At 54.3% G+C, this 23,558-nt stretch carries 31 protein-coding genes; 4 read left to right on the top strand and 27 right to left on the bottom strand.

Translation table 11 applies throughout. From position 1 onward, the window contains the following. Positions 1–54 precede the first annotated feature (54 nt). From AC0L8N_RS13750 to AC0L8N_RS13710, 9 genes are all read right to left on the bottom strand, one after another. Positions 55–483, bottom strand: coding sequence for a GFA family protein (locus AC0L8N_RS13750; RefSeq protein ID WP_473668236.1), 429 nt, complete (start codon positions 481–483; stop codon positions 55–57). Next, entirely contained in the window at positions 483–734 is a 252-nt protein-coding gene (locus tag AC0L8N_RS13745; RefSeq protein ID WP_473668235.1) for a hypothetical protein, read from the bottom strand. Before AC0L8N_RS13745 ends, AC0L8N_RS13750 begins: the two co-directional genes overlap by 1 nt. Before the next feature lie 147 nt (positions 735–881). Beyond that, positions 882–1,253, bottom strand: a complete 372-nt coding sequence (locus AC0L8N_RS13740) for a VOC family protein (RefSeq protein WP_473668234.1) — start codon at positions 1,251–1,253, stop codon at positions 882–884. Between the two features lie 50 nt (positions 1,254–1,303). After that, positions 1,304–1,816, bottom strand: a complete 513-nt coding sequence (locus AC0L8N_RS13735; protein WP_473668233.1) for a DUF4199 domain-containing protein — start codon at positions 1,814–1,816, stop codon at positions 1,304–1,306. 123 nt (positions 1,817–1,939) lie between these two features. Continuing rightward, positions 1,940–2,389, bottom strand: coding sequence for a response regulator transcription factor (locus AC0L8N_RS13730; RefSeq protein WP_473668232.1), 450 nt, complete (start codon positions 2,387–2,389; stop codon positions 1,940–1,942). Positions 2,390–2,459: 70 nt separating this feature from the next. Beyond that, on the bottom strand, positions 2,460–2,852 hold the full coding sequence (locus AC0L8N_RS13725; RefSeq protein ID WP_473668231.1) for a nuclear transport factor 2 family protein: 393 nt from the start codon (positions 2,850–2,852) through the stop codon (positions 2,460–2,462). 87 nt (positions 2,853–2,939) lie between these two features. Beyond that, positions 2,940–3,260, bottom strand: a complete 321-nt coding sequence (gene sugE, locus AC0L8N_RS13720; RefSeq protein ID WP_473668230.1) for a quaternary ammonium compound efflux SMR transporter SugE — start codon at positions 3,258–3,260, stop codon at positions 2,940–2,942. A 244-nt stretch (positions 3,261–3,504) separates the two neighbouring features. Then, positions 3,505–3,861: a hypothetical protein gene (locus tag AC0L8N_RS13715; protein WP_473668229.1), complete on the bottom strand. Its 357-nt coding sequence runs from the start codon at positions 3,859–3,861 to the stop codon at positions 3,505–3,507. Positions 3,862–3,908: 47 nt separating this feature from the next. Then, the gene (locus AC0L8N_RS13710; protein WP_473668228.1) at positions 3,909–4,664 is read right to left on the bottom strand and encodes an MOSC domain-containing protein; all 756 of its coding nucleotides are present in this window, start codon (positions 4,662–4,664) and stop codon (positions 3,909–3,911) included. A gap of 407 nt (positions 4,665–5,071) precedes the next feature. Here AC0L8N_RS13710 and AC0L8N_RS13705 point away from each other — a divergent pair, with 407 nt between their 5' ends. After that, the gene (locus AC0L8N_RS13705; RefSeq protein ID WP_473668227.1) at positions 5,072–6,193 is read left to right on the top strand and encodes an aminotransferase; all 1,122 of its coding nucleotides are present in this window, start codon (positions 5,072–5,074) and stop codon (positions 6,191–6,193) included. A gap of 168 nt (positions 6,194–6,361) precedes the next feature. Here AC0L8N_RS13705 and AC0L8N_RS13700 read toward each other — a convergent pair whose 3' ends face one another. The 3 genes from AC0L8N_RS13700 to AC0L8N_RS13690 form a co-directional block, all read right to left on the bottom strand. Further along, positions 6,362–6,799 carry a DUF4349 domain-containing protein gene (locus tag AC0L8N_RS13700; RefSeq protein ID WP_473668226.1) on the bottom strand — a complete coding sequence of 146 codons (438 nt, stop codon included), beginning with the start codon at positions 6,797–6,799 and terminating at the stop codon, positions 6,362–6,364. Positions 6,800–7,193: 394 nt separating this feature from the next. Beyond that, the gene (locus tag AC0L8N_RS13695) at positions 7,194–7,610 is read right to left on the bottom strand and encodes a hypothetical protein (RefSeq protein WP_473668225.1); all 417 of its coding nucleotides are present in this window, start codon (positions 7,608–7,610) and stop codon (positions 7,194–7,196) included. Between the two features lie 151 nt (positions 7,611–7,761). Next, positions 7,762–8,148, bottom strand: coding sequence for a hypothetical protein (locus tag AC0L8N_RS13690; protein WP_473668224.1), 387 nt, complete (start codon positions 8,146–8,148; stop codon positions 7,762–7,764). 185 nt (positions 8,149–8,333) lie between these two features. Here AC0L8N_RS13690 and AC0L8N_RS13685 point away from each other — a divergent pair, with 185 nt between their 5' ends. Further along, positions 8,334–9,335 carry an NAD(P)-dependent alcohol dehydrogenase gene (locus tag AC0L8N_RS13685; RefSeq protein WP_473668223.1) on the top strand — a complete coding sequence of 334 codons (1,002 nt, stop codon included), beginning with the start codon at positions 8,334–8,336 and terminating at the stop codon, positions 9,333–9,335. A gap of 8 nt (positions 9,336–9,343) precedes the next feature. Here AC0L8N_RS13685 and AC0L8N_RS13680 read toward each other — a convergent pair whose 3' ends face one another. Both AC0L8N_RS13680 and AC0L8N_RS13675 read right to left on the bottom strand, forming a co-directional pair. Beyond that, a complete protein-coding gene (locus AC0L8N_RS13680; protein ID WP_473668222.1) occupies positions 9,344–9,802 on the bottom strand; it encodes a hypothetical protein in 459 nt (152 codons plus the stop codon). A 389-nt stretch (positions 9,803–10,191) separates the two neighbouring features. Further along, positions 10,192–13,158 carry a TonB-dependent receptor gene (locus tag AC0L8N_RS13675; RefSeq protein WP_473668221.1) on the bottom strand — a complete coding sequence of 989 codons (2,967 nt, stop codon included), beginning with the start codon at positions 13,156–13,158 and terminating at the stop codon, positions 10,192–10,194. A 381-nt stretch (positions 13,159–13,539) separates the two neighbouring features. On the opposite strand from AC0L8N_RS13675, the gene AC0L8N_RS13670 reads away from it, so the two are divergent. After that, positions 13,540–14,376: a class I SAM-dependent methyltransferase gene (locus AC0L8N_RS13670; RefSeq protein ID WP_473668220.1), complete on the top strand. Its 837-nt coding sequence runs from the start codon at positions 13,540–13,542 to the stop codon at positions 14,374–14,376. A 261-nt stretch (positions 14,377–14,637) separates the two neighbouring features. On the opposite strand, the gene AC0L8N_RS13665 is transcribed toward AC0L8N_RS13670, so the two are convergent. From AC0L8N_RS13665 to AC0L8N_RS13615, 11 genes are all read right to left on the bottom strand, one after another. After that, positions 14,638–14,883 (bottom strand): VF530 family protein, encoded by a 246-nt coding sequence (locus AC0L8N_RS13665; RefSeq protein ID WP_473668219.1) that lies wholly within the window; start codon positions 14,881–14,883, stop codon positions 14,638–14,640. 80 nt (positions 14,884–14,963) lie between these two features. Continuing rightward, a complete protein-coding gene (locus AC0L8N_RS13660; RefSeq protein ID WP_473668218.1) occupies positions 14,964–15,212 on the bottom strand; it encodes an RNA recognition motif domain-containing protein in 249 nt (82 codons plus the stop codon). Between the two features lie 423 nt (positions 15,213–15,635). Next, positions 15,636–15,854 (bottom strand): hypothetical protein, encoded by a 219-nt coding sequence (locus tag AC0L8N_RS13655; protein ID WP_473668217.1) that lies wholly within the window; start codon positions 15,852–15,854, stop codon positions 15,636–15,638. Positions 15,855–16,220: 366 nt separating this feature from the next. After that, on the bottom strand, positions 16,221–16,922 hold the full coding sequence (locus tag AC0L8N_RS13650; protein ID WP_473668216.1) for a hypothetical protein: 702 nt from the start codon (positions 16,920–16,922) through the stop codon (positions 16,221–16,223). 318 nt (positions 16,923–17,240) lie between these two features. Further along, the gene (locus AC0L8N_RS13645; protein WP_473668215.1) at positions 17,241–17,609 is read right to left on the bottom strand and encodes a hypothetical protein; all 369 of its coding nucleotides are present in this window, start codon (positions 17,607–17,609) and stop codon (positions 17,241–17,243) included. A 172-nt stretch (positions 17,610–17,781) separates the two neighbouring features. Continuing rightward, positions 17,782–17,979, bottom strand: coding sequence for a PEP-CTERM sorting domain-containing protein (locus tag AC0L8N_RS13640; protein WP_473670161.1), 198 nt, complete (start codon positions 17,977–17,979; stop codon positions 17,782–17,784). Beyond that, entirely contained in the window at positions 17,906–18,415 is a 510-nt protein-coding gene (locus AC0L8N_RS13635) for a hypothetical protein (RefSeq protein ID WP_473670254.1), read from the bottom strand. Before AC0L8N_RS13635 ends, AC0L8N_RS13640 begins: the two co-directional genes overlap by 74 nt. A 453-nt stretch (positions 18,416–18,868) precedes the next feature. Beyond that, a complete protein-coding gene (locus AC0L8N_RS13630; RefSeq protein ID WP_473668214.1) occupies positions 18,869–19,090 on the bottom strand; it encodes an RNA-binding S4 domain-containing protein in 222 nt (73 codons plus the stop codon). Positions 19,091–19,411: 321 nt separating this feature from the next. After that, the gene (locus AC0L8N_RS13625; RefSeq protein WP_473668213.1) at positions 19,412–19,762 is read right to left on the bottom strand and encodes a TfoX/Sxy family protein; all 351 of its coding nucleotides are present in this window, start codon (positions 19,760–19,762) and stop codon (positions 19,412–19,414) included. Positions 19,763–19,923: 161 nt separating this feature from the next. Next, the gene (locus tag AC0L8N_RS13620) at positions 19,924–20,388 is read right to left on the bottom strand and encodes a DUF4259 domain-containing protein (RefSeq protein WP_473668212.1); all 465 of its coding nucleotides are present in this window, start codon (positions 20,386–20,388) and stop codon (positions 19,924–19,926) included. Between the two features lie 195 nt (positions 20,389–20,583). Continuing rightward, positions 20,584–20,946, bottom strand: a complete 363-nt coding sequence (locus tag AC0L8N_RS13615) for a hypothetical protein (RefSeq protein WP_473668211.1) — start codon at positions 20,944–20,946, stop codon at positions 20,584–20,586. Positions 20,947–21,310: 364 nt separating this feature from the next. On the opposite strand from AC0L8N_RS13615, the gene AC0L8N_RS13610 reads away from it, so the two are divergent. Then, positions 21,311–22,252, top strand: a complete 942-nt coding sequence (locus AC0L8N_RS13610; RefSeq protein ID WP_473668210.1) for an IS110 family RNA-guided transposase — start codon at positions 21,311–21,313, stop codon at positions 22,250–22,252. A 32-nt stretch (positions 22,253–22,284) separates the two neighbouring features. On the opposite strand, the gene AC0L8N_RS13605 is transcribed toward AC0L8N_RS13610, so the two are convergent. Next, on the bottom strand, positions 22,285–22,818 hold the full coding sequence (locus AC0L8N_RS13605; RefSeq protein ID WP_473668209.1) for a hypothetical protein: 534 nt from the start codon (positions 22,816–22,818) through the stop codon (positions 22,285–22,287). Positions 22,819–22,987: 169 nt separating this feature from the next. Beyond that, a complete protein-coding gene (locus AC0L8N_RS13600) occupies positions 22,988–23,458 on the bottom strand; it encodes a hypothetical protein (protein WP_473668208.1) in 471 nt (156 codons plus the stop codon). Positions 23,459–23,558: the final 100 nt, after the last annotated feature.

Raw genomic sequence — 23,558 nt, 5'->3', positions numbered from 1 at the left:
GTTATCCAATATTGTATGATCCGCAATGATGACAACGAACCGTGAGCGGGAGTATCACTCTGCCGGTGACGACGGGTTCCTGGGGTCGTCGTCCCATTCGGCAAACTGTGGCAATGCATCGGCAATCTCATACCACTTCGCTTTCGATCCGACGAACTGATGATAAGCGGGTGTGATCCCGGTATCGTCATCCAGTACCCCGAGCGCGACGTAACTGCTGCCGCCGAAACTTCGATGTCGGGTGAAGAGCGTAACACCGCAAGCCGCGCAAAAGTGTTTATCGAGTTTGGCGGTTGCCGGGTAACGCACGAGGCTATCAACGCCGGACGTAGTTTTCAGATTGGCATCCGGCACTTCGCAATAGGCCGCAAACGCGGAACCTGTCAACCGGCGGCAATGAGAACAATGGCAATAGCCGACGTCGCGTGGCGTCGTATCGAATTCGAATCGCACCGCTCCGCAGTGACAGCCGCCGGTACGCATTACAGCCCGCGCGCCGTCAATATGCCGAGGTTCTTGCTGGAACTGATCACGATCAAACCTACGACGATCAACAAAGTGTTAAGCAACGACATCGCCATTGCGCCTTGCGCGAACAGGCCGGACGATTGCCCACCACTGCCCATGCTCGCAACCACACCGGTGGTCAGAAGAAGGACGCCGGGCAGCGCTGTTGCAATAAGAGCGATACCGATAAAGCGCCAGATTAGCGCGGCGAGTGTGTCTGCTTTCATTGTTATCCCCTGGTCAGTCTCCGCTGACATTCTACTGCTAACAATGGCAGGAGGCCCGTATCACACTGACGACGCCAGAAAACAGGGCGTACAAAGGGCTGCATGCAGCCCGCTGAAACGCGCTGCCAACGAAACGGCTGCACGGGATCAGATGTGTTGATCGATAAGGATCGGATTGTCGTCCGGATCGAGCAAGGTGAAGCTCGCTGGCCCACTACCGTTCTCGTCCGCTTCACTGGCAAGCTCGACACCCTTTGCTTTGAGCGATTTCTGCAAAGTGCGTACGTCGGTGAATTCATCCAGAGGCTGGGCATTCGCGTCCCAACCAGGGTTAAAGGTAAGGATGTTTTTCTCAAACATGCCCTGAAACAGCCCGATGGTGCTGTCCCCATTGCGCAACACCAACCAGCCTTGCTCTTCATGACCACCGCGTACGCTGAATCCCAGCTTGAGGTAGAAGTCCTTTGAGGCCTGCAGGTCTTTAACACTCAGACAGATACAAAAATTTCCCAGTTGCATGGCATCACCTCCGTAGATCCGAAGAAAAAGTTTACGAGTTAGCGCACAGGCTAGTTCGCCAGCAGCGCCGCGTTGTCTTTGACTGCAAATGCAGCGATCAGGCTCATCAGCACACCAACGGGAAAAATCTCGATAAAGGTGATTGCCAGACGCTGCCAGGGATCGGCATACAGCGCACGCATTGCATCGGTTTCAGCGACAGCCGCAGCGAGTTCAGCTGACGATGCCCCGGCCGCCCGCTTGGCATCCAGTATTGCCGCGATGTAGTCATCGATGAACACGTAGTCGGTGAATGCGAGATAGGCCTCCCAAACCGCTACGTACACGACGCTGGCTACCGCGGTAATACCGAGACCAACGAAGAACGCGGTGCGACGCCGTATGACCCCGCCGAGCGACTGATCCCGGTGTTGCTTCACTGCGACGAAGATCACGCTGAAGGCGATCAGCATGACCAGGTACCCGAGCCAGGCGGACGCTACGCCGAGCTCGTAACTGAGCGTGCTGATAACGATGACCACCAGCCCCGCAATTGCCCCGTAAATCCAGATCAGTCTGGCCATACCACACCTCCTCCTGATTCGACGCCTGAAGCCTGCCCGAAATCGGCCACCTGACCCTCACCCGTAAGGGTGATTTGGCATAAATCACCCGAAATGACGCCCGCAAACCGCCTCAGGCGCTATTTACCCGACGAGCTTCAGCGAGCGAGCCTTTTCCACTGCCTGCCCGCGCCGGGCGACATCAAGCTTCTGATAAAGATTCTGCAAGTGCGTCTTCACGGTGTTTACGGAGACGAACAAGGTATCGGCAATTTCCTGATTGGAGCGACCTTCGGCCAGCAAGGCCAGCACGTCCTGCTCGCGACGACTGATGCCGAGGTAGTTCAGGGCTTCCGTATTGACGGCATTGGACGTGGTCGGCCGGGCCCGGGTCAGCCGATGTCCGAGCCATACGCCCATAGCGGTGAACAGCAGGCACAGAATAAGCACGTAAATTTGGACCGGGTAGCGGCGGGTCAGGAACTGCACTTCAAGCCAGTCGAGCAGCATTGCGCCGCTCGCCATCGCGATGCCGTAGTAGACGATGAGTCGCGTTCGTGGGGAAATTGCCCGGCACCACTTCGGTCCGGGCAAGCCCCTCACACTGCGCGCGGCAGTGGCGGTGCGAGACGACTTTGTGCCTGCAGACGCCACGGCAAACTGACTAGGCCTGCATGGGCTGCAAATGCACTGCGGTGTCGGTGAACTGTTCGAACGACACTGCCTTGCCATCTGCAAACTTCCAGACATGAGCATAAGGCGCCTTGAAGCTCTTGCCGGTCGCCTTGTACGTGGCGCTGTAATCGCCGATCACAACGACGGTGTCGCCGTCGCCGACGAAATCGCGAGGTACGGCTGAAAAACCCGCCCATTCCGTACCGAGACGTTTAAACACATTTTCAAGTACAGCATCCGGTCCGATGGAGACACCACCGTAGGGCCCGCCCGCCGCTTCCGCCCAGTGTATATCCTGGGCCATTACGCCCAGAACAGTCGGTATATCGCCTGTTGCAAACGCCGCGTAAACGCGCTTGGCGATATCAGTATTGTTACTCATAGGAGTCCTCTTCCACTCTTTTGTTGTTGTAATTGCTACCTGCAGGTACCCGTTTGCGGCCGGGACACCGCACTGCACATTAGCGCATCAGACAGGCGTAGCAAGTTTGAGCCCGACGATGCCCACGAAAATCAGGCCAACACTGACCAGCCGCGCTGCGTTGGTCGGCTCGTCAAACAACACGATACCGAGCAACACCGTACCTATCGCACCAACACCTACCCAAACACTATAGGCGGTGCCAACCGGCAAAGACTTCATGGCCATACCGAGCATCCAGAGGCTGATGGCCATAGCCAGTACAGTCCAAACGCTCGGCCACAGCCGGCTGAAACCCTCCGTGTATTTCAAACCGATCGCCCAGGCGACCTCGAACATTCCCGCAATAACCAGAATTACCCAAGCCACAGCACGTCCTCTTCGAACAATGGGGTCGTCCCCGATCAAGGCTGGAGCGGTGAGGTCGTCCTCACTTCCGACAGATAGCCAGCACTCTGAGGTGCGGCCGATTCACACTGCGGCAAGAGGCTATAACTGCTTAACCGCTTAACCGCTTAACCGCTTAACCGCTTAACCGCTTAACCGCTTAACTGCTTAACTGCTTAACTGCTTAACTGCTTAACTGCAACATTGATCAGCCGGGTGCCCGACGTCAATGAAAGGTTGTCATGAACAATACAATCAAAATCAGGAAACTGACGAATGCGCCGAATACGAATACTCCCAGCAACCGGCCAATGCTAAACCTGGCCGCACGTTGCTCCGTTGCGGGTACCTGCGCCTTGATGATGGCGACGACCAGCGATACGCATAGACCAACCCAGAATACCGGCAGCACCGAGGGCAAATCACCAAAATCAGACGCTGACGCGCTGGCCGGAACGGCGGCACAGAAAACGAAAGAGAATAGCCGGCACGCACCGGCAAGGACGCGACTTGCGCAACGATTCACGTTGCTAACTCCATCGGCGAAAATCATTGCCCCGGTTTCTTGAATTCGCGATGCCATCGCCTTTCCTTGCGCTCGTCTTGAACAGCGCGCCGACCTGCTGCTAACTATCCATGGACGGCAACAGCCGCTCCCCTGCGAACCGTTGCGAAATTTTTCGTTCTCAGCGCGACCCCGGCCCGGCCTTCGTTGTTCTTCAGAATCGTCCGTACAACGCTCATGTCGCGCGGCAGGTCGCATTGGCTCATGGCAACCATAATGCAACGCCGGGTGTCGTCGTACACCTGACACTCCAGTCCATCGAGCGCCACGTCATTCTCCACCCATTCATTTTCAATGAAGCCAATCTCATCGGTTTCGACCAGAAAATTGGGCCGGAAACGCGCAGCGTGAATTCTGGAATCAGGAAGCAGTTCCTGCAACTTGCTCAGCGTCGCCGTGGTCAGCAATTGCAGCGGCACACTGTCAAAGAATGCTCCCAGTCCTGGTTCGTACAGGAATGGTTCGCCCTCACCATCCGTAGGAGAGGTCGGAAATTCATGTTGTATTGTTTCGTTGGCGCCGGCTGAACGCGTAGTGACTTGCCGTCCCAGTAGCTCAGAGAGTTCAGTCGCAACTTCGTCTGAACCGGCCAAGAATTCACGACCATCCGGAAGCACGATCGCTACAGCGTCGTCGCCGGTCCATGCCCGGCACGTGAGCAGCAGCGGGTACCGCTTCGCGCTCAGCGAAACACCGGACTCCGCATCAACCACGGCCCACCGCCGGTCGCCCTGAATTCCGCCGGGGCCGACCTCGGCCTGCTCCAACGGTTCGCCTTGCATGGATTTAACCGGGTACCGCCAGATTTCTGCAATTTTCATTCTCGATTCCTGTTAGGGCGTCAGCGTCACGGGGTACGTTCCCTGTATGCGCCAACGCTATCACCGGAGACCCGTTGCCGCTCACCCGTCCTTTCGCCGCTGACAGCATTGTACGGTTGCACGAGCGCAGCTTCACCCCTGCAATGATCGCGTGGCAGGTTTGCTTCGGTGAGATGTGAGTTCAAATCCGACGGGTAGCACAGTGGTAGTGAGTGAGCAGCACGGTCTGTGCGACACTGGGCGTCAGACGACCTGGCGGAATGAGTGAACCCCTGCAGCGAGCCGGCCGACTCTGTTGGAGGCGCGCGCGTCGCATTACGCAAGTGGCTCCGCTTAGTCGGCCCAAGGCTGGACAACAGTGTTATTGCCATCCGCCATGCAGCAAAACCTACAAGAGTATCTGAGTTATGCATATCGAACCTTTTGCCGTCGAAATCTGGATGAACGAATGGGAAACCAAGTGCGACTGGAACCTTGCTGAAACCTGTGTCGACAGTCTCACCATGGGCGAACTGCTGAAACTGGCAGGTAAGAGTGAAGCTGATCTCTCCGAGTTGCTGCCAATCAGGTTGGGCTACGGCGACATCGAAGGATCTGCTCGTTTGCGCAAAGCGATCTGCTCGCTTTACGACAGTCAAAAAACCGAGAACGTGGTCGTCACCCACGGCACCATCGGGGCCAACATGCTGGTTCACAAGGCACTGGTGGCTGCGGGTGACAAGGTAGTCGCCGTCGTACCGACTTATCAGCAGCACTATTCGATACCGGCCAGCATCGGCGCTGAAGTGCAGACACTGAAACTCCGCGAAGAAAACAACTTCCTCTCCGATCTTGACGCGTTGCGCGCGCTGGTCACCTCCGACACGCGGTTGATTGCGATCAACAATCCCAACAACCCGACCGGCGCCCTGATGGACCAGTCGATGCTGACCGAGATCGCGGCCATCGCGCGAGACGCGGGCGCCTGGATTCTGTGCGACGAGGTCTATCGCGGTACTGACCAGCAAGGCTCGGGCATGACTGCCGCCATCGCCGACATCTACGAAAAAGGTATCAGCACGGCAGGCATGTCGAAAGCCTACGCCCTTGCCGGCCTGCGCTTGGGCTGGATTGCCGCGCCGCGCGAAGTGATCGAGGCCGTGTCGATACACCGCGATTACGACACCATCTCGGTGGGCATTATCGATGACCATTTCGCCGCACTGGCACTTGAACATCGCGACAAAATACTGGCACGAAGCCAGTCCATCACCCGAGGCAACCTCGCACTGCTGGAGGATTGGCTGCAGAACGAACCACTGCTGTCCTGGGTGAAGCCACAATCCGGCACAACGGCCCTGGTCAAATACGACTTGCCCATGAGCTCGAGAGATTTTTGCGTCACTCTGGTCAGGGAAACCGGGGTCATGTTCACGCCCGGCTCAGCCTTTGATATGGAAGGCCATGTTCGCATCGGTTTTGCCAACGACCCGGAGATTCTGAGAGAAGGCCTCAGTCGGGTGTCGAGCTTTCTCTCAAAGCACGCGTAAGTGTTATTGCTCCGTCGCCAATCGGGGTTCTGGGCAGAGGCCCTATCTAGCGCCTGATCCATTGTTCGTGGCTTGTTAGGACTCTGAATCGTTGCCCGCCTGCGACGCCTGCTAGGACCGGTTTTGCAATGGCAACTGAACGGGCACCGGGTGCAGTGTTCCCGGACTCTACTTGCTCTTGCCCCGACACCAAATTCGGCGAACGATAAACAAGAACAACACCAAGGACCACAGGAGCAGGTAGGCAACCGCCGTTACAGTGTCCCCAATCCCTGCAGACAAATTGTTACCGAACTGCGAAATGGCCTCCATCGCCGGCGCAAAAAAGGAACTGCTCTCCGCCGTCACCAAGCGGACAGTCAGTATGTGCTTCGTTACGCGCTGATGATCAGCCGCGCTCTGACCAAGAAGTCGCTCCAGCTCCGATTGAACCCGACTAAGTTCGGCTGCGACTTTAATTGACGAGTCAACGTCGTCCGCGGCCCGGCTCTCGATAGCAAGAAGTTTGTCGCGAGTCGCGGTCAGCATGGATATGCGAGCATCCACATCCGTAATTGCTTTCTCCAGGTCTTCAACGTGAGTACGTCGTTCAATGACGCTATACAAACACTGAACGTTAACCAGAGAGACCTAACGCCTTAGCGGGTACCCAACTGTCGCGCACCGCCCGGGTCGGCAGCATAAGTCAGGCCAGATTGAAAACGCTACTCTTCTTTGTAGTCCGGGTGCAGAATGCCCTGTGCTTTCAGTGTCTTTATCAGTCGCTCCAACCTGACGAACGCAACGACGCCTAGTACTCCGAATACAAGTGCGGTATATACCATTGCCTGTCCTCTTATGTAATTTGTAAACTCTGAAATCATTGATCAGACTCGCATCGACAGCAGTACCAGCGAACTCCATCAACACCGTAAACGACACTCTCGAATTTCGCGGCACTGCTTGCTGCCAGATATACGGTGACCTCTGGCAGCCTCTGACAGAGCAACGCAACGATCTGCTAAGCGCCCGATAACTCCCGCCGGATACGCCCGCTGTAACGTGACGAAAGCAGCAACCACACACCCAAAGCTACATCGATGCCGCCACAAAATTCCGGCCACCAAAGCGGTGCTCCGCCGTCACCGAGAAAGCCACCGCGCGTGAAATCAAACACGCCGTGCAGAAAAATTCCCCAACCCGCCACTACGGCCCAGCGCGTTGCTGCCGCTACTGCCACCGATGCGAAAACAAATGCGACGATAAGCTCAACAACAACGTTCGCACCAGACATAACAGCAAACAGGACGTAGTAACTGGCGATTACTATCAACACCGTCGGGTAAAAACTTCGATCCTGCTCGAAGCGCGATTGCCGGGCGAAAATTGCTATTGCGCCGCCAAGACCAATTCCAATCAAAAGTGGTGTAACGTCCATCAGAGGTAGAACTCCCCGACAAATTAAACCAAATGCGCGACACTCAGGAATACGGTCGCGGCCACGTTCATCGTTCCCAGCTGAATAATCTCTCCATCAACATTCTGGCAAGAGACCACTGATCATGGGTGTAGGACAGAGAACGATGCGGTCACTGTTCGTTGATAATACCTGCAGCCTGATTCGCCTCCAGCAGGCACCCACCCAGCATCTGTTCATAATCGCTGGCCAAATCGCCCTCAAAGCGAATAGCTCCGTCATCAACGTCGGTAATGAAATCTGAAAGAGGCTTGTCATGAAAGGCGGCATAGGCGACCAGCGTTTCCGTAAAGCAAGCGGCGCTGTCGTTGACCAACTGCAGGACGATTCGCTCTCTGTCAGTCGGAGACAACCCGCTGTCCCGAAAGGACTTCGGGAGTACATCAGGCAACTGCTCAAGCAGAGCTTCTGTTATCGAGGTCCGAAGCGCTTCAACTACCTCCTCGTCGCTTTGCGCGAAAGCCGCGGACGCAGCAAGCAGTAAAACTGAAGTAATCACGACTATTCGTTGCATAGAGCTACGAACCCCTCGCAGACACCGCTCAAAGAGCCCACACCAGATCGTAAGACAAGCATTTTAGCAGGTCCGTGCCGCCGGCCTTAGCGGAGATTCAAGGCGGCCGGTTAACACGCAAACTGATAAGCTTAGTCGTTGAATTTACTCATAACATTGGTAGCTACCCCATGAGAGCCATTACCTACTCAGAATACGGTTCGGCCGACGTCCTGCAACTGCAAGAGGTGGCAAAACCGGTTCCGAAAGATGATGAAATTCTGATTCGGATAGAGGCCACGGAAGCGACTAAAGCCGACGTCGAGATGCGCAGTTTTAAGTTCGCCGTGAAGTGGTTCTGGTTACCACTGCGGATCGCCTTCGGTATTAGAAAACCAAAGCGACAGATTCTGGGCGCCTATTTTTCAGGGGAAGTCGAATCACTCGGCAAGAACGTCAGTCAGTTCTCCAAAGGAGAACAGGTTTTCGGCACAGCCGCTCTCCGCCTGGGTGCCTATGGCGAATACGTCGCTCTTCCCGCCGGCTACGCGATCGTTGCCAAACCCGGGAACATGAGTTTTACGGAGGCCGCTGCGGTTCCGCTGGGCGGCCTGAATGCACTGCATTTCATGCGACTCGCAGAAGTTCAGCCGGGCGATACGGTGTTGATTAACGGCGCAGGCGGCAGTATCGGAGCTCACGCCATTCAAATTGCGAAGTCTATGGGCGCAAAAGTCACCGCTGTGGACAGCCCGAACAAAGAACCCCTGGTAAGACGTATGGGTGCGGACCATTTCATCGACTATACGAAAGAAGACTTCACGGCATTAGGGCGAACGTATGACGTGATTTTCGACATGGTAGCGGGTAGCTCCTATGCCGCGATTATCAAGATACTCAATCGGAACGGACGTTACCTGGCAGGTAATCCACGCTTGTCGGTCATGCTTCGCACGATGGTCACAACGTGGTTTACGAACAAGACAGCCCGATTCCAATTTGCCGGGGAAACAAAGGCAGGCTTGCTCGCCCTCAAGGAAATGATCGAAGACGGACGAATAAAGCCTATCGTGGACCGGGTCTATCCCATGGAACAAGCCAGCGACGCGCACCGGCGCGTCGAGTCAGAGCAACGCGTTGGGGCAGTTGTGATCGTTATCGGCGAACGTAGCGTCGAATTAATTGGTGACTGAGCCGAACTTCAGCTTTTCTGTTCGTGCATCCCGATGGCTAATTGGTCCGCGCGCGACAGCGGCCTTTTGACCAGAAAAACCGCGAACCACACCGCAACAAACCAGAAGACCAGGTCGACCAACGAGAAATAGGAGAAGGACCGCTCAACGTACGTTGACAAGCCATTGCCCGCGAGCACCTTTAACGGCGAGGCACCCGAACTAAGAATGGCCCGAAACACATTGCCAAGTACGCAGCCGGCAATCGTGTATGCCGAGGCAACCACAGCGAACTTAAGATGAATGCCGCGGCCAAGGTACTGCATGGCAATACCGACCACGATCCCGATGCCTGCCGCCGCGAAGCCGGAAGAAAAGCCCCATTTCGAAGTGACAATGCCATAAGCGGCGGCGGCAAGCAGCATTGCCACGGCCCCTGCAATAACTGCCGCGGTGAAGTTCTGTTCTTCAAACAGCGCTTCGGCCACTGCGTAGTTCTGTTGTTTATCTTCTTGCTGCATTCGGCCCGCCTTTCTCGCGAGAGTAGCCAGGAATGGGTTGCACAAGATCGCTGTTGGACGTTTGCTGGTCGGTCGGTGGTCGTATGCAACAACCAGCGCCATGAAATTCTAATGAAAGTGCCTATTCGAGTACATAGAAGTCCAGTCTGCCATCACCACCACTGCGGCCAAACGTACACACTTTCGCTCTTCTGACGGGGGCCGTGCGCAATGTTGACGCAGGCACGAAGCGGCGGCACAGCGGAACAACGTACGTACCCTGAATCAACGCGACAAGCTTTCACGCCTCCCGAAAGAACACAGGCCCCGACACGCAAATGCCGGGGCCTGTGTATGCACTACCAGCCAGTGATCGATCAGAAGTCGATCGAAGCTCGCAAGCGAATGGCGCGCGGCAACTGTGCATTGCGTGTCGCCAGGAAGGTTGGATCGGGATCAACAACGCCATCGGTGATGATCTCGTAGACTCGTGTCGTCTCCTGACTGTCGAACAGATTGAAAACATCCAGGCCAAACTGCGCTGTGTGACCATTGAAATCCGTTGTGTAGGTCGCACTGACATCGACATCGAATATCCACGGTGTACGCCCGTACTTACCTTTTGGCAGGTACTCGAACTCACGGTCCTGCGAGGTCCACAGACCATCGTTCGGATCGATACAGTTTTCGACACAAACGTAGTTCATTTCCTTGCGGGTTTGCGAATTGAATGGATTGCCGTGGCCTCGAGCGTTAATCGGTCGACCCGACGTCAACGACAGGTTGGTGCCGATAGTCAGCTTGTCCGTCAATGCGAAAGCGCCAAACGCCTTGATTGAGTGCCGCTGATCATTCGGCAGATCGCCCCAGTTCGAGTTAATGAACATCACGTCATCACCCGATTCCGTCCAGCCAGGAATGTCGTTGCCGGTATCCGAGTTCACGCCACCTTCGTAGTTGCCGTAGCTGTGCGCCCAGGTATACGACAGACGGGTTGAATAAACGCCGTCCCACTCCCGGTTAAACACGAACTCAACCGCGTTGTAACGACGAGTTGGCGTAGCACTGCCAATAGGATCAGGATTGCCATCACCGTCGAGGTCATAGCCGAACTGCTGTGCCTGTCCAAGGTCAACCGTAACGGTTTCCACCGAACCGTTGTCGCACTCGTTGTCCACCGTGAGCGGCTGGCCAACATTGCCGAAGACCCAGCGGTCGATCGTGCCGCAACCCGGCACATCAACGTTAACGTACATATCCTCAATGGCATTCTTGAAACGCCGGTGGATGCCGCGAACACCAAGGCTCCAAGTATCGGTCAGCATGCGCTCATAGCCAATGATGATCTCGTCCTGATGGCTGGCATCGAGGTCCTGATCGACTTTGAAACGCTGTTCGGAACCCAATCCTTCACCGCTGCCGAACTCAACCACAGTACCGATCTGCTGTCCGTAGATAGGTGTGTAGTTGGTCAGGCCGTTGGAGGTTGTGTTGGTATCCAGACCATTCAATGCGTAGTAGTTACGGGTATCTATGGTGCCACCGCCCTCGCGCGCGGCCAGGCCGTTTGCAATGGGGAAGTAGTATCGGCCGACATTGGCAAACAGTTTGGAAGTGCCCTGCCCACCTATGTCCCATGCCACACCAAAGCGCGGTGAGATCATATCGTCGACTTTAATAAACGAATCACCAGCCGCGTCATCCGTTTCGAACTGGTCCCAACGCAAGCCAATGGTTGCCGTTACATCGTCGGTTACGTCCCAGATATCTTCCAGATAAGCCGCTGATGTTCTGGCCTCGAAAATGCCGCCACGAATCTCGCGACGCTCCAGCACATACTCGGTGACCCCGGCAGGTACCGTTACGTTATTCAAACTATCGCCCGGCGTCGTATTGTCGAGCGTGAAGTTTGCTTGCAGCGGACCAACAGAAGCGCGTCGCATGTTTGTTGTACGCAACTCGCGATCGACACCGAACCGCAACAGGTGGTTGTCGCTGAACTGGTACTCTGCATCGATTCGCATGGCATCGCGCGAATTCACCCGTTTGTCGTCTCGAAGCTGGGTCGTGCAACCAATGTGCTGATCCACGCCGGCGCGATCGTCGTAGACGCGATTGCATTCGGAGGAGGTATTGGTACGGCCATCGTAATTGCGCTCATTCTCGCCATACAGCACCTTCAACACGAGGTTGTCGCCGAAGAAGCCAGTGTAGGTCAATGCCCAGTTGGTACCACCAAGATCGGTAGTCTGAGTTTCGATCAGTGAACCTTCGTCATAGCGATCAGCCACGTCTGCGCGGTCATCGGAGAAGCCGAAGAACTCCAGCGAGTGATTGTCGGTGATGAGCCAGTCGAGCTTGCCACCCCAGGTCGCTGTATCGTCTTTGGAATCGCTGATCGAATTGCCCGCAGTATTGCCCGATTTCGATTCAACAAGGCGCGGTTCATACAATGCATAAAAGAAGAGTTTGTCGCGGATGATCGGGCCACTCGCATAAAAGCTTGCACTTGTGGAACTCAAGTCATCGTCGGTACGATTGATCAGGCGATTGCCGTCGCGATCGAAAAAGTCTTTACCGTCCGCACGAAAAGCGTCGGGCGTCATATAGAAATCAGCACCGTAGCGGAACTCATTGCCACCCGATTTCAGGACAGCGTTGATTACACCACCGGTCGTACGCCCGAACTCCACAGAGTAACCGCCGGTCTTAACCTGAAATTCCTTGAACATGGAAAACGGAACGTCGGAATAGCCGACGCCAGTTTCGACGTCGCTGACGTTCAGACCGTTAATGAATACCGAGTTCTCACCGACTGACGAACCACCGAATGAGATACCTCCGAACGGTACGCCGGTAGTGACACCCGGCGCCAGCAATGCGACTGACCCTGCAGTGCGTCCGATCGGAATGCGTTGCAGTTCGGCGAAATCGATATTCAATGCCGATTCCGTCGATGCCATATCGAGACCTGTAACCATGGAGGCGGTGACGACAATGTTGTCGATTGTGCCGCCGGTCAGGACGAGATCGACGGTGGTCGCACTGGCAATGCCGACTGAAATTTCTTCGATAACGGCATCGCCGAATCCATCTTTGGCAGCCGTCAACCGGTAGTCACCTACCGGCAGCCGAGTTATGCGAAAGCGACCGTCACTGGAAGCGCCAACACTGCGTCGATAGCCGTTAGCCGTGTTCTCGATAGTTACCGTGGCATTGGCCTGCGGAGAATTCGAGCGGTCTACGACAACGCCCGAAACGCTACCATCGGTATTCTGCCCCAGCACCAAGCCTGGCAGTGCAAACAAAACGATGAATAGCACACGTGCAAATAATCTCTTCACTATATCCTCTCCCCGAACAACACTCTGAAACACGTACGGAGCACGCTCCGCCACTAAGACAAACTTAGGAACCTACTACTTCTCTCATGAATGTAAAGCGCTAAATCGAATAAGGACGTCGACCTGATTTCCGCCCTCCTTCGCTAAGCGGGATTGGTACAGCTTGTTTTGCTCACATATCGGAGAGCACTGTAGCGAACCCGATATTTCCGATAGTTCTTGCTGGCAACATTCGGTGGAAACGGGCAACAGGCCAATAGTAGCCCCGTGCCTGAGCCAGCTGTCATTCCGCTGATGGCAGCAACGATTCACTTGACATGTCGTTACAACTGAGACTATTTTGATTGGGCAAAAATAAAAATAAGAATAAGGGGAGTAGCTATGGCAGTTTCCAACCCACCTTGCGCACGTTCAACATCCGAGCTCAACTGGCGAGAACTGCTGTTCTTGAAACTTTGCTGCTACCCCCCGCCCCCTATGCCTTTCGAGCCGAGAGACCGCTACGAAGCCGACGTACCGCCTCCCGATCCGAACCCGCTCAACTTGTTGCGGAGCGTATTTGCTGACGAATACGAACGTGCAATTAAAGGCCAGATTATGTTCGATATAGGCTGCGGATTTGGCGCGCAAGTTATCGGCACGGCGGAAGCCGGCAGCAAGCTCGCCGTTGGCTTCGACAGGACGGAACAATATGTACAGGTCGCAAGAACTCACGCGAACGACAAGCATCTGAGCGAAGGCATTCGCTTCACAACCGAACCGTTAGCAGCCTACGGCGACAACTGGGCTGATGTCGCACTAAGCCAGAATGCGTTCGAGCACTTCGATGAACCTGACGAAATTCTGCGTAGCGTGTTCCGGGCTCTGCGACCGGGCGGCCAGTTCTTCGTGACGTTTGGACCAAGCTGGTGGCATGCATTTGGCGTCCATCATATGTTCATGATTCGGATGCCGTGGGCTCATTGCATTTTCTCCGAGAAAACGATTCTTAGAGTAAGGCAACTCTATCGACCCAATGCTCCGGAAAAATGGCAAGGTGTCGCCCTGAATCAGATGACGGTTAAGAAATTCGTGCGCTTGGTGGAAGACTCGGGTTTTAACGTCACGCAGTTCTCGCTGACGCCAATTGGCCCGCTGCCCCGGTGGCTCGTTCGTTTGCGCTTGTTTCGGGAATGGACCAACTCGAACGTAGCGGCGATTCTGACGAAGCCTGGATGAGCATTAATTAAGACGTCATTCGCTGCAGTACTCTGTGCGCGCAAGCTCGAAGCGTCCGGAGAAAACCATATTATTGCAAACTGAGCACGAGTCTTTCTCGGTTCATCGGTCTACGTTTAGTAGAGCGTTCCGGCTTCTTACGGGCTCGTTCGTACAACTGATTGCCTGACGATAAACGTCCGTCACTCAATATTTGGCGCACAACCCGATCGCGGGTTTCGCATACCCGAAATTACGCGCGAACCGACTACCAAGCTTTGGCTATCCGATGTTTTTCCCGGACGACTGTGTCGCGATTGTCGAAATATACAAGTCTTCGACCTTGTCTCTGGCCCACTGCGTCTTACGCAGAAACTTCAATGATGATTTGAGTGATGGGTAATTCTTGAAACACTTGACGTCTATTCTCTGCGCCAGACCATCCCACCCGTAATGCTCTACCAATTGGGTTACAACCGTCGCAAGGGTCAGGCCATGCAAGGGATTGTTTATCTGATCACTGGTCATGGCTTACGCTGCACTGACACTACGACGAGTGTTCCTGGTCACAAGAGTGAGGGTGAGGTAGCCCGTGTGGAATGCGCATACTATTCTGCTTTGGGCTCGGCCTTCTTGACGCGAATCTTGTTGCCGTCAACAGCCGTGTTATTCAGATTCTTCATTGCTGCTTTGGCATCCCCGACTTTCGGCATCTCTACAAAAGCAAACCCCTTGGACACCCCCGACGCTTTGTCTAATACCAGGTTACAGGACTGCACGACACCGTATCCCTGAAAAAGAGTCTTCAACTCTTCTTCGGTAGTGCCACGAGCAAGATTACGAATTATCAACTTCATCAGTTTCTGACCATTCAACGTGAGGGTGGATGCCCGAATTACTGTCAACAGTTGTACGTATGGCCTCGACTATCACGCACTTGATGCATTCTGCTTTGGGCGGCAATGACAGAGCAGTATGCATCAAGTAACCGCTGCAGCGCATTGTTCGGCCGTCCGCTGCGACGCGCCCTACTTCAATATGCGCAAGAATCTGCTGCAAAGCCAAAAAGAGTTTCAGCCACGTGCGCGCTCGTCTGGTCACAAAGAGGCCTTCAGCGGGTCTCTACATTGATTTGACGCACGATCATCAACGCGCTTTCAGTTGTTTACCGATTGCGGTGGATGCTCTCGCCCCGGCTTCGTTTTGCGCGTCGCAAACAACAGCCCCGCGAATATCTCTTGTCGGCCAGACAACCGACGAAAGGTCTCAACACTGCATTGTCACTCTACCGAGGTCGGACTATCTCGCTTGCTCAATAGGCGAGCGGCATGTTCAGCGCTGAAGCCCTGAGCGATGTGCCAATCGAAATCCATCCATGGGTGAATGTGATCCCATGCGCTAACCGCTTCCAGACCATCCTTGCCCGATTCCCACTCGTATTCGGTGTGGCCGATGCAGTGAAACATCGGCAATTCGCTGACATGACCAGCGTGGGTCATGTCTTGCTGGGCAAGGGTCGGACTCAGCTGGCAACAAGCGGTGCGTATTCCCAAGGAGCAAGACAGCAATACCCGAAATCACCAGGCCTAGACGTACCTTATTGTTCATCATCCCCCCCAGATTTGGTCGCGTTTGTTGAGAGATGCACGCCATTACGGTTTTGGATGCAAAGCATTCACGGGGGCACTGTCAATAGCCCTGGATATCACCTACCCAAAATAGAGGCCATCAATCAGGGAAGTGCGGGCTAAGCTCTGAACCTCGAGGCGACAAGACTCGGCGATTCCAGCGTTGGCTATCCTCTGTCCGCCTCAACAATGTCGCCGCCCTTTCCCTCAATCTCGGTGCGTAACAGAGTCTGAATTTCACCCAGCTCGACCAGAAAATCCAGGGACTCCTGAATCGATGCGTCGTACCAGATCATTCTGGTCTGCAGCGTGAAGCGGAGCGCATCTGAATTGGGGGAACGGCAGAGTTCCCGAGTCCGGCAGCTCCGCGACGGTCTTGCCCTGCCGCGAATGAAACCCGGTGGCATACAACTGATTTATCGGACTGATGTCACCAACGCTATCCTGAAGAAGCGGGTAAATCTGAAGAATGCCAATATCACGGGCGGTTCGCTGCTCCTCGATAACATCCTCGAACTTGCCACGCACACTGGCCAGCCGCTGCCTCAGGATCGGACTCTCGATACTTCCGAGACGTCCGGCAGCAATCCAGGCATCAGTAGCCCCAAGCGAAGGATCGAGTGTTGGGTTGATAAAAATTGCCCAGAACACTGTGGTACTGGGGATATCTATGTTCGTTGCCTGCTCGTGCCCTTGCAAGGCTGTCACGAGAGTGTTGTTGGCCGCCACGACCCGTTGCATCGTATCGACAGCGAGCTCTACCAGCCGAATGTTTTCCGTCAATTCGTACTCAACAATGGCGAGGTCTTCCGCTATTTCGTCTGCAAGCTGTTCATACGCCCACCATGCATCCAAAGCGAAGGCGACCAGGATGCTTGCAACAATTGCGGCCGCTTCAACGCCAATGCGCTTCCAGGGGATACGTTGTAGCTCTTTCATATTGAATCCAATCTTTAGGAAACCGACTGCCAAAAAACACTAGCTGCTGAAAAACCCAATCTGCGCAAACGTCCGCTTGCCGATACACAGCAGACACCCGGATAACACAGTGTAGTAACCGGTGGTGAAGGATCGACGATTCTTCGATTCTGGCTCGTGAATACTCGGCGAGTGCGTCCCAATGCACCCCAAGTTCAGCGAATTGGTACGGTGGGGCAACCTTCCGTCTCCACCGTCCACATGAAGTTCGCAACCTTCCACTCGCCATCGACCTTGACCAGATCAACCGAATCGACGCCGCAATGGGAAAACGCTCCATCAACCCAGAATTCGTACTCCCCCCAGATCACGGCAATCGGGCCCACGAATCAGGACCGTCGGCTCACCGGTCCATCGCTCAAGGTACTCAAGACCATCCGGCACCAGATCTGCGATGAACTTTTCATTATTGGAAATGCGCATCTCCAGTTCGTCAGGCCGATCTTCCGGGCCGGGCCGGAACGACAGCGTTGTGCCTTCCGCCAGTTGAATGGCCCTCCAGTCACCGGCATTGCCGGAATGCACCGCGGCAAAGACTTTATCCATCACAGCAAGTATTGCCGCACGGTCCCCTGATTCACCACTGGCAGCCACTGGTAACGCAAAGATGTTTAGCCCTGCAATGAGCAAAAGAGTGCGAATTCGCATAGTCGCTGTCCCCTAAGTGGCTGTGGCTGCAGTATAGCGACAGCGAACACCAAAAACGGTCACTATTATAGTAGCCAGCCAGCAGGAGCATTGCGTGAACCTGCAGAGACGCGGACCTGGTAATGGGCAAAAAAAAACCCCGCACCAGGCGGGGTTTTTTGAAACGCAGTTCTCAGATTGTGGAACTCTTCTTTCGCCTTGCAACGCTCATACCAAGAAGACCAATGCCGAGCAGGGCCAGAGTCCCGGGTTCGGGCACGCCCGTAGGAACATCGACGTAAGTTCGGAAATTGGTATCAGCGATTCCGTTGGCAGTCCAATTGGGGGGCGCCAAAATTGGCGTTGAAGTAGTTATCTCCTCCTCCTGCATACGGGTTGCTCGCGGATCCAATCCAAGCGGCATCCCCTATCAACTCGATTGCAAGAACGTCACCCACGTTCACAGCCAGTCCGAAAGCGCTGAAGTCGACCGAAAACAGGTCACCAACACTACTGATCAGAGAACTGCTGGCGAGCACTGTGGATCCACCCGGGCCACCGATGGGAACGCCACCCGATGTCGCGAGAATCCTTGCCTCCGTCAGAGTACTGAAAGCGCTTAGTTGTACATCAATGCTGTCGAAGAGGCCTGCCAACCCTACGGTAAAAGTCTGCGCCCGCCCAAAGTTAGTGTTGTTGCTGACAATAAACGTAGCTCTAGCGTCGGTTGAGAAATTCTCCTGGTCAACAATTGGTAGTGCGTTCGCGGCTAGTGGTGACAAGAGCACAGCGGTTACGGCGATCATTGTTTTTCTTGTACGGCTCATACAATTTGCCTGATGCGTTAATCGAAATGTGAATGCAAACGAGTGCAATTTTTATGCCTGCTTCGTATTACCCTTAATTCAAAGTATCTGTGCGTGCGCCCAGCCAGAGAGACGAAGAATATGTAAAGAAACCTGACGCGGTTCGGCTCGAATTATCCCACCCGCCATGGAGCAGGAGCAGACACTTTCGTGACGGTGGCCCGGCAAAGACCTGCTGCCCGGGACCGGATCCGGTAGCAACACTGAAGCGCGGACACTGCATGGGGAACTGCAGAAAATGGACCTGACACCTTGGCTGCGCATAGGGTCAGCAGGCGTCTTTCCAGACAGCTTCACGCGACAGATGCAATTCGGTAAGAGTGGCCAATCGAATTTGCAGAATACCGGGCCGATAGCCCCCTGCAATCGAACATGAAAGCTCTGTGTAGTCGTTCAACTACCGGGGTGACGCATTTAATCGTTAGCGTGCAGGTGAACGACAAATTCCTCACCGCCGAACTCAATGACGTCATCGGCAACTATCTGCTTTCGCTTACGAAGTTCTTTGGTTCCGTTGACCTTTACCTGGCCATCGGCAATTAGCAGTTTCGCCTCGCCCCCGGTACTGACCATTCCCTCGAACTTGAGGATCTTGAAGAGCTCGACCGGCTGTCTTGTCAAAACTATTTCTTTCATAACAGTCACCGAATTGCTTGTTTCCTGGTTAATCTCGAATAACTGATCTGGAGCTATAGCAGCCAACCAAACCCAATCCAAGCGAGCGCCCGCTTTCAAGTAGATAGCAGACACTCAGATGCTACAGGGTTTCAACGGCGACCAAACGACTAAACTCACACGCACCTGGTGAGGATCGCCTGGATCAGCAGCGAGAGATGGCCTGGTTTAGTTCACGGACGCCATGCACAGCCAGGCGGCGCCGAAGCTAACCGCTGCGCTTGCGTAGAGCGGCATCTCGACAACACACAACTGTATCGCTCTGCAGGTTGCCCTGCAGCACTAGGCTGATGTCTTTGGCTGCTTGGCAGACCTACTGGAACGCAAAGCAGCGTCGAACGCGAGCTGCGCCCACTCTTTCGCTACGTCGGGGTCATCGAATATGGCCTCCGGTGCCATGTAGTACGACATCTTCATGGCCTTGCCATTTTTCATATACTCGAAAGGCTTTAGGCCCATGTCGTCGAATTGCGTTACCGATTGCACATCGACCTTGAGGTAAAGGACATCGTCAGCGACGAGACCGAACATCAGATTGTCGTGGTATATGCCATACCCGCCGAACATTCGACGTGACCGAATGGCCCCGAAGTCCTGAAACACCTCTGCCAAATACTCGACAAACTCACTCATTCGTCGTCCCCCCAATCCGCTTTCGACCTGCATGGATCAGGTCTCGCTAATCTGCCCGCCCACGATCTCTGTGACGCTCTGCACTACCGACGTCTATTACCTGAACCGGTAGGCAAGGCGGGCTGAATCAAGTGACGGGTGCAGCGCATAGTTAGGCGACTTCACTTCAATCTTTCCGACAACGACTCTAGATACGTCCGCCACATTTTATAGTAATGACTGTCGTCACCCCACAGCTGAGCCAGCTCCGATCTATTCTCGTCCAAAACCATCTTCAAGGCCTTTCGTGCTTCGGCCAGTAGCTCCCCGCTAGGTCTTTGGTCCTGCCTTTTTACCCAGTCCAGAACTTCTTCGGGCAAGCCATCCGGTGCTTCGCCAATCAGAGTTGCCAAAGCTTCTGCAGCAGCAATTGCATAGGAGCCACTTGGCGCATCGATGTAGCCCTTGTCAGTTGCCACCGGGCGTAAAGCAGCCGACAGTGCGGAGAATCCAGATGATTCCTCGAGTTCGTACACCCAATCTAAAGCGTCATCGTTCTCAAATGAACCAACACCCCACGCACCGCCATACGCGGCCGTTCCGGATAGAAATGTCAGTACGAAGAAAAAATACTGTCGGCATTTCATGCGAACTCCAGAGTCGCCTAGCGACTAAGCTCAATCGCACTTGACGCAGGTCGCCCGGAGCAGCAGCGCAAGGCGGGATGGGTCAAGTGGCGGGTCCAGCGCAATGTTAGGCTGCACCGCGTTGAAATACGAGCGGCACGTTTTGCAATCAAAGCAACCGTTGCAACCCTGGTGAATGTAATAACCAAGTCCAAGCTAGTTGGCTCCGCTTTCGGCTTCACCTATCAATCCTTTTAGCTCTTCAATATGCTGGTTCATTCGCTTTCGATGCTCGTCCGAGAATACCGCACCAAAATTCGCCTCTGTTATCTCCAGTTCGAGCAGTCTTGATTCACCCATGACCAAATTTAGTTTGTTCAATGTTTGAATGGCCTGCTGACCTTCTTCAGCAAGCTTTCCAAGTTCAATCTCAATTGGACCGACTTTTGCTCTACCAGATTCCGACCTTATTAGCCTTGCCACTAATTGTCGTATTGGACCTTTCAAGGCCAAAACGCCTATTACTACAGCAGTCGGCCAGGAGATAAGTAGTTGCAGAATCTCTTTTGCTTCTTGCATTGTCATCCCTAATCGAGTGTTTGAAGTGGCTTGTTATTCTACATAACTGCATTGCGTCGAATGGGTGAAGTCCGCCGCCCGGCAAGAAGCCTTGTCTAGCTCATGTGCGTTCCGACTTGGATCATTAGCGACCAGCCGATCTCAAGTGACGGGTGCAGCGCATTGTATGTTTCGTTCTGGGTGCTCTACGGGATAAGTTGAGGCCCATAAGCCTGTTGGGCTTATCGGTGTACCAGCTCGATGCAGCGCAGGTTCCAGCTAGCACTGAGACCGTTAACAAGCGTGCAGCGGTACATCGTTTCATCAACCAGCTCGGACAGTCGAATGGGCCTCAAGAGCCCGAATGTAGCAAGGGTGAGCAACGATGACCAAACGAAACAAGGCAGTAAACGTAGGGATCGATGTCGGCAAGCAACAGCTTGATGTGTATCTGCTTGAACGACAAAGGGCATTTCAATGTGGCAACGACGAGCTGGCCATTCAGCAGCTACTCGCAAAGCTTAGGCGCTTCAACGTTCAGCGCATCGTGGTCGAGGCTACAGGACGCCTGGAACAACCGTTTGTTCGAGCGGCCCTGGCTCTAGACTTGCCCGTGGTCGTGGTCTCGCCACTGCGGGTACGGCGCTACGCCGCCGCCATCGGCCAGCTGGCCAAGACCGATGCCATTGATGCGCAACTGATCGCCCGCTTCGGCGCCGACTTAAAGCCCGCAATCAACCCGCCGGTTGACGCAGAAACACTGATAATCAAGGACCTGATGGTACGACGCCGGCAACTCATCGAGATGCGGACAATGGAAAAGAACCGTCGGCAGATCATGCCAGCGGTCTTGCAGGACAGTATCGATCAGCTCATTCACGCAATCGATGAACAGCTAAAGTTGCTCGATCAACAACTCGACCAGGCCGTCGATGCACACACTGAATGGCGCCACAAACGAGACCGACTCATGAGCATGCCGGGTATCGGCAAGACCGTGGCCTACACGTTGCTCGGCGACATGCCTGAACTGGGGAACCTGAGTCGACGCCAGATCGCTGCATTGACCGGTGTTGCACCGTACAACCACGACAGCGGTCGAATGCGCGGCAGGCGCCGCATCCGCGGTGGCAGAAGTTCATCGCGCACTGTGCTGTTTCTCAGTGCCATGTCCGCCATCCGATTTAACCCGGACATCAAGACGTTTTACGAACGTCTCGTGGCCAACGGAAAACACAAGAAAGTGGCACTCACCGCCTGCATCCGAAAAATCGTTACAGCGCTAAATGCCATGCTACGGGATGACAAAAACTGGAGCCCGGCATGAATTAATACTTGACGGGACAACACAGTCGCTTGTTAGGCATTGACTCCTCCAACCCAAACGACCCAAATCGTCAAACTGTAAATTACGCCGATAATAGAGAGACAGACTGAACCTAGAATTAGCTTCCAGCGAGTTGTCTCGCTGTATAAGAGAATCATTAGACCTACTGTAAATATGCATTGTACTGCGATCGGATACCAGACCGATTTCGGGTCAGCCAAGAGAAGATTTGAACCCACCACGAACACCAGACCGAGCATCGCTCGAATTTGAGTCAAAAGCCTAGCCCCGTCATTCAATTGTAGCAACAGGACCGCAAGGCCGGCGTCGATGATTACCGAAATGACGCCGCTCTGTATTTCGCCGGCGCGAAAAATCAGCAAGGCTGTCGTCACTGCATTCAGTGCGAGTAACGCAGCCGCCAGCCTATGAGCTAGCGGCGAAGGTGGAAGCTTTGGAGGATTCGAAACTAGCTTGGAGCACGGCATGCAAAGGCCGTCGGTACGGTCGAATGTACTTTGCAGCACAAGAGCACCACATGCGTTGCAGGGAACTCGATCAGCCATGCATTCGATGCCCTAACGTCTAAGCTCACCCGCACTTGATGCAGGTCGCCTGGAGCGACAGCGCAAGGCGGGCTGAGTCAAGTGACGGGTGCAGCGCAATGTTAGGCTGCGTCTCGTATCACCATGCCGTTGACATACTAAAACGAACATTCTTTTCAGCGCACTGTTGTCAAGATTTGGAACCATCACCTTCTCCAGACTCTTTGGCTCGAACGCCCAACGTGGCCATCCAGAGAAAGAACAAACCGTATATAGAGTCTCTGCCCAAATCCGTGTAGTAGCCAAAGTCTTGCTCTTTCACTAGGACATCTCCCTTATCAATAGCCTCACCAAGGGAAGCCATCTCATAGACGGAATATATGAAGTAGCCAGCTAGCATCAACATTGCTAGCCGGACGACCGGAACAACGCGTGCGGCGAGCGGAATCTCGATTAACCCGTACTTCCCTACCGGAATAATTCGCTTCTGCGGAATGTCGTTCGACATACTATTTTCTGATTCGATCCGCGGCAACGATTCAATCGCAGCTAACAAATTTCTGTGGTTCTGCGGGAAACCAACCGAATCGATATTCTGCAGCACATCTAGAAGCTCTGCACGAGAATACTGCGAGTAGTCAATATGCCCATCTTTATTCACTAGTACAGGACTCAGCTGTTATTTGATGAGGGGCTTGAAAGCAACACGTCTACGCAAGGACCAAAAAGCAGCCTAACGTCTAAGCTCACACGCACTTGAC

The organism is Woeseia sp. D3-10 (genome assembly GCF_055809415.1).
Note: the sequence above shows the minus strand (reverse complement) of the source record. Positions and strands in the feature narration are given on the sequence as shown.

Coding starts and splice junctions, on each gene's coding strand:
- AC0L8N_RS13750 (WP_473668236.1), bottom strand. CDS start 483: ATGCGTACCGGCGGCTGTCACTGCGGAGCGGTGCGATTCGAATTCGAT.
- AC0L8N_RS13745 (WP_473668235.1), bottom strand. CDS start 734: ATGAAAGCAGACACACTCGCCGCGCTAATCTGGCGCTTTATCGGTATC.
- AC0L8N_RS13740 (WP_473668234.1), bottom strand. CDS start 1,253: ATGCAACTGGGAAATTTTTGTATCTGTCTGAGTGTTAAAGACCTGCAG.
- AC0L8N_RS13735 (WP_473668233.1), bottom strand. CDS start 1,816: ATGGCCAGACTGATCTGGATTTACGGGGCAATTGCGGGGCTGGTGGTC.
- AC0L8N_RS13725 (WP_473668231.1), bottom strand. CDS start 2,852: ATGAGTAACAATACTGATATCGCCAAGCGCGTTTACGCGGCGTTTGCA.
- AC0L8N_RS13715 (WP_473668229.1), bottom strand. CDS start 3,861: ATGGCATCGCGAATTCAAGAAACCGGGGCAATGATTTTCGCCGATGGA.
- AC0L8N_RS13710 (WP_473668228.1), bottom strand. CDS start 4,664: ATGAAAATTGCAGAAATCTGGCGGTACCCGGTTAAATCCATGCAAGGC.
- AC0L8N_RS13705 (WP_473668227.1), top strand. CDS start 5,072: ATGCATATCGAACCTTTTGCCGTCGAAATCTGGATGAACGAATGGGAA.
- AC0L8N_RS13695 (WP_473668225.1), bottom strand. CDS start 7,610: ATGGACGTTACACCACTTTTGATTGGAATTGGTCTTGGCGGCGCAATA.
- AC0L8N_RS13685 (WP_473668223.1), top strand. CDS start 8,334: ATGAGAGCCATTACCTACTCAGAATACGGTTCGGCCGACGTCCTGCAA.
- AC0L8N_RS13670 (WP_473668220.1), top strand. CDS start 13,540: ATGGCAGTTTCCAACCCACCTTGCGCACGTTCAACATCCGAGCTCAAC.
- AC0L8N_RS13665 (WP_473668219.1), bottom strand. CDS start 14,883: ATGACCAGTGATCAGATAAACAATCCCTTGCATGGCCTGACCCTTGCG.
- AC0L8N_RS13660 (WP_473668218.1), bottom strand. CDS start 15,212: ATGAAGTTGATAATTCGTAATCTTGCTCGTGGCACTACCGAAGAAGAG.
- AC0L8N_RS13655 (WP_473668217.1), bottom strand. CDS start 15,854: ATGACCCACGCTGGTCATGTCAGCGAATTGCCGATGTTTCACTGCATC.
- AC0L8N_RS13650 (WP_473668216.1), bottom strand. CDS start 16,922: ATGAAAGAGCTACAACGTATCCCCTGGAAGCGCATTGGCGTTGAAGCG.
- AC0L8N_RS13645 (WP_473668215.1), bottom strand. CDS start 17,609: ATGCGAATTCGCACTCTTTTGCTCATTGCAGGGCTAAACATCTTTGCG.
- AC0L8N_RS13640 (WP_473670161.1), bottom strand. CDS start 17,979: ATGCAGGAGGAGGAGATAACTACTTCAACGCCAATTTTGGCGCCCCCC.
- AC0L8N_RS13635 (WP_473670254.1), bottom strand. CDS start 18,415: ATGAGCCGTACAAGAAAAACAATGATCGCCGTAACCGCTGTGCTCTTG.
- AC0L8N_RS13630 (WP_473668214.1), bottom strand. CDS start 19,090: ATGAAAGAAATAGTTTTGACAAGACAGCCGGTCGAGCTCTTCAAGATC.
- AC0L8N_RS13625 (WP_473668213.1), bottom strand. CDS start 19,762: ATGAGTGAGTTTGTCGAGTATTTGGCAGAGGTGTTTCAGGACTTCGGG.
- AC0L8N_RS13620 (WP_473668212.1), bottom strand. CDS start 20,388: ATGAAATGCCGACAGTATTTTTTCTTCGTACTGACATTTCTATCCGGA.
- AC0L8N_RS13615 (WP_473668211.1), bottom strand. CDS start 20,946: ATGCAAGAAGCAAAAGAGATTCTGCAACTACTTATCTCCTGGCCGACT.
- AC0L8N_RS13610 (WP_473668210.1), top strand. CDS start 21,311: ATGACCAAACGAAACAAGGCAGTAAACGTAGGGATCGATGTCGGCAAG.
- AC0L8N_RS13605 (WP_473668209.1), bottom strand. CDS start 22,818: ATGGCTGATCGAGTTCCCTGCAACGCATGTGGTGCTCTTGTGCTGCAA.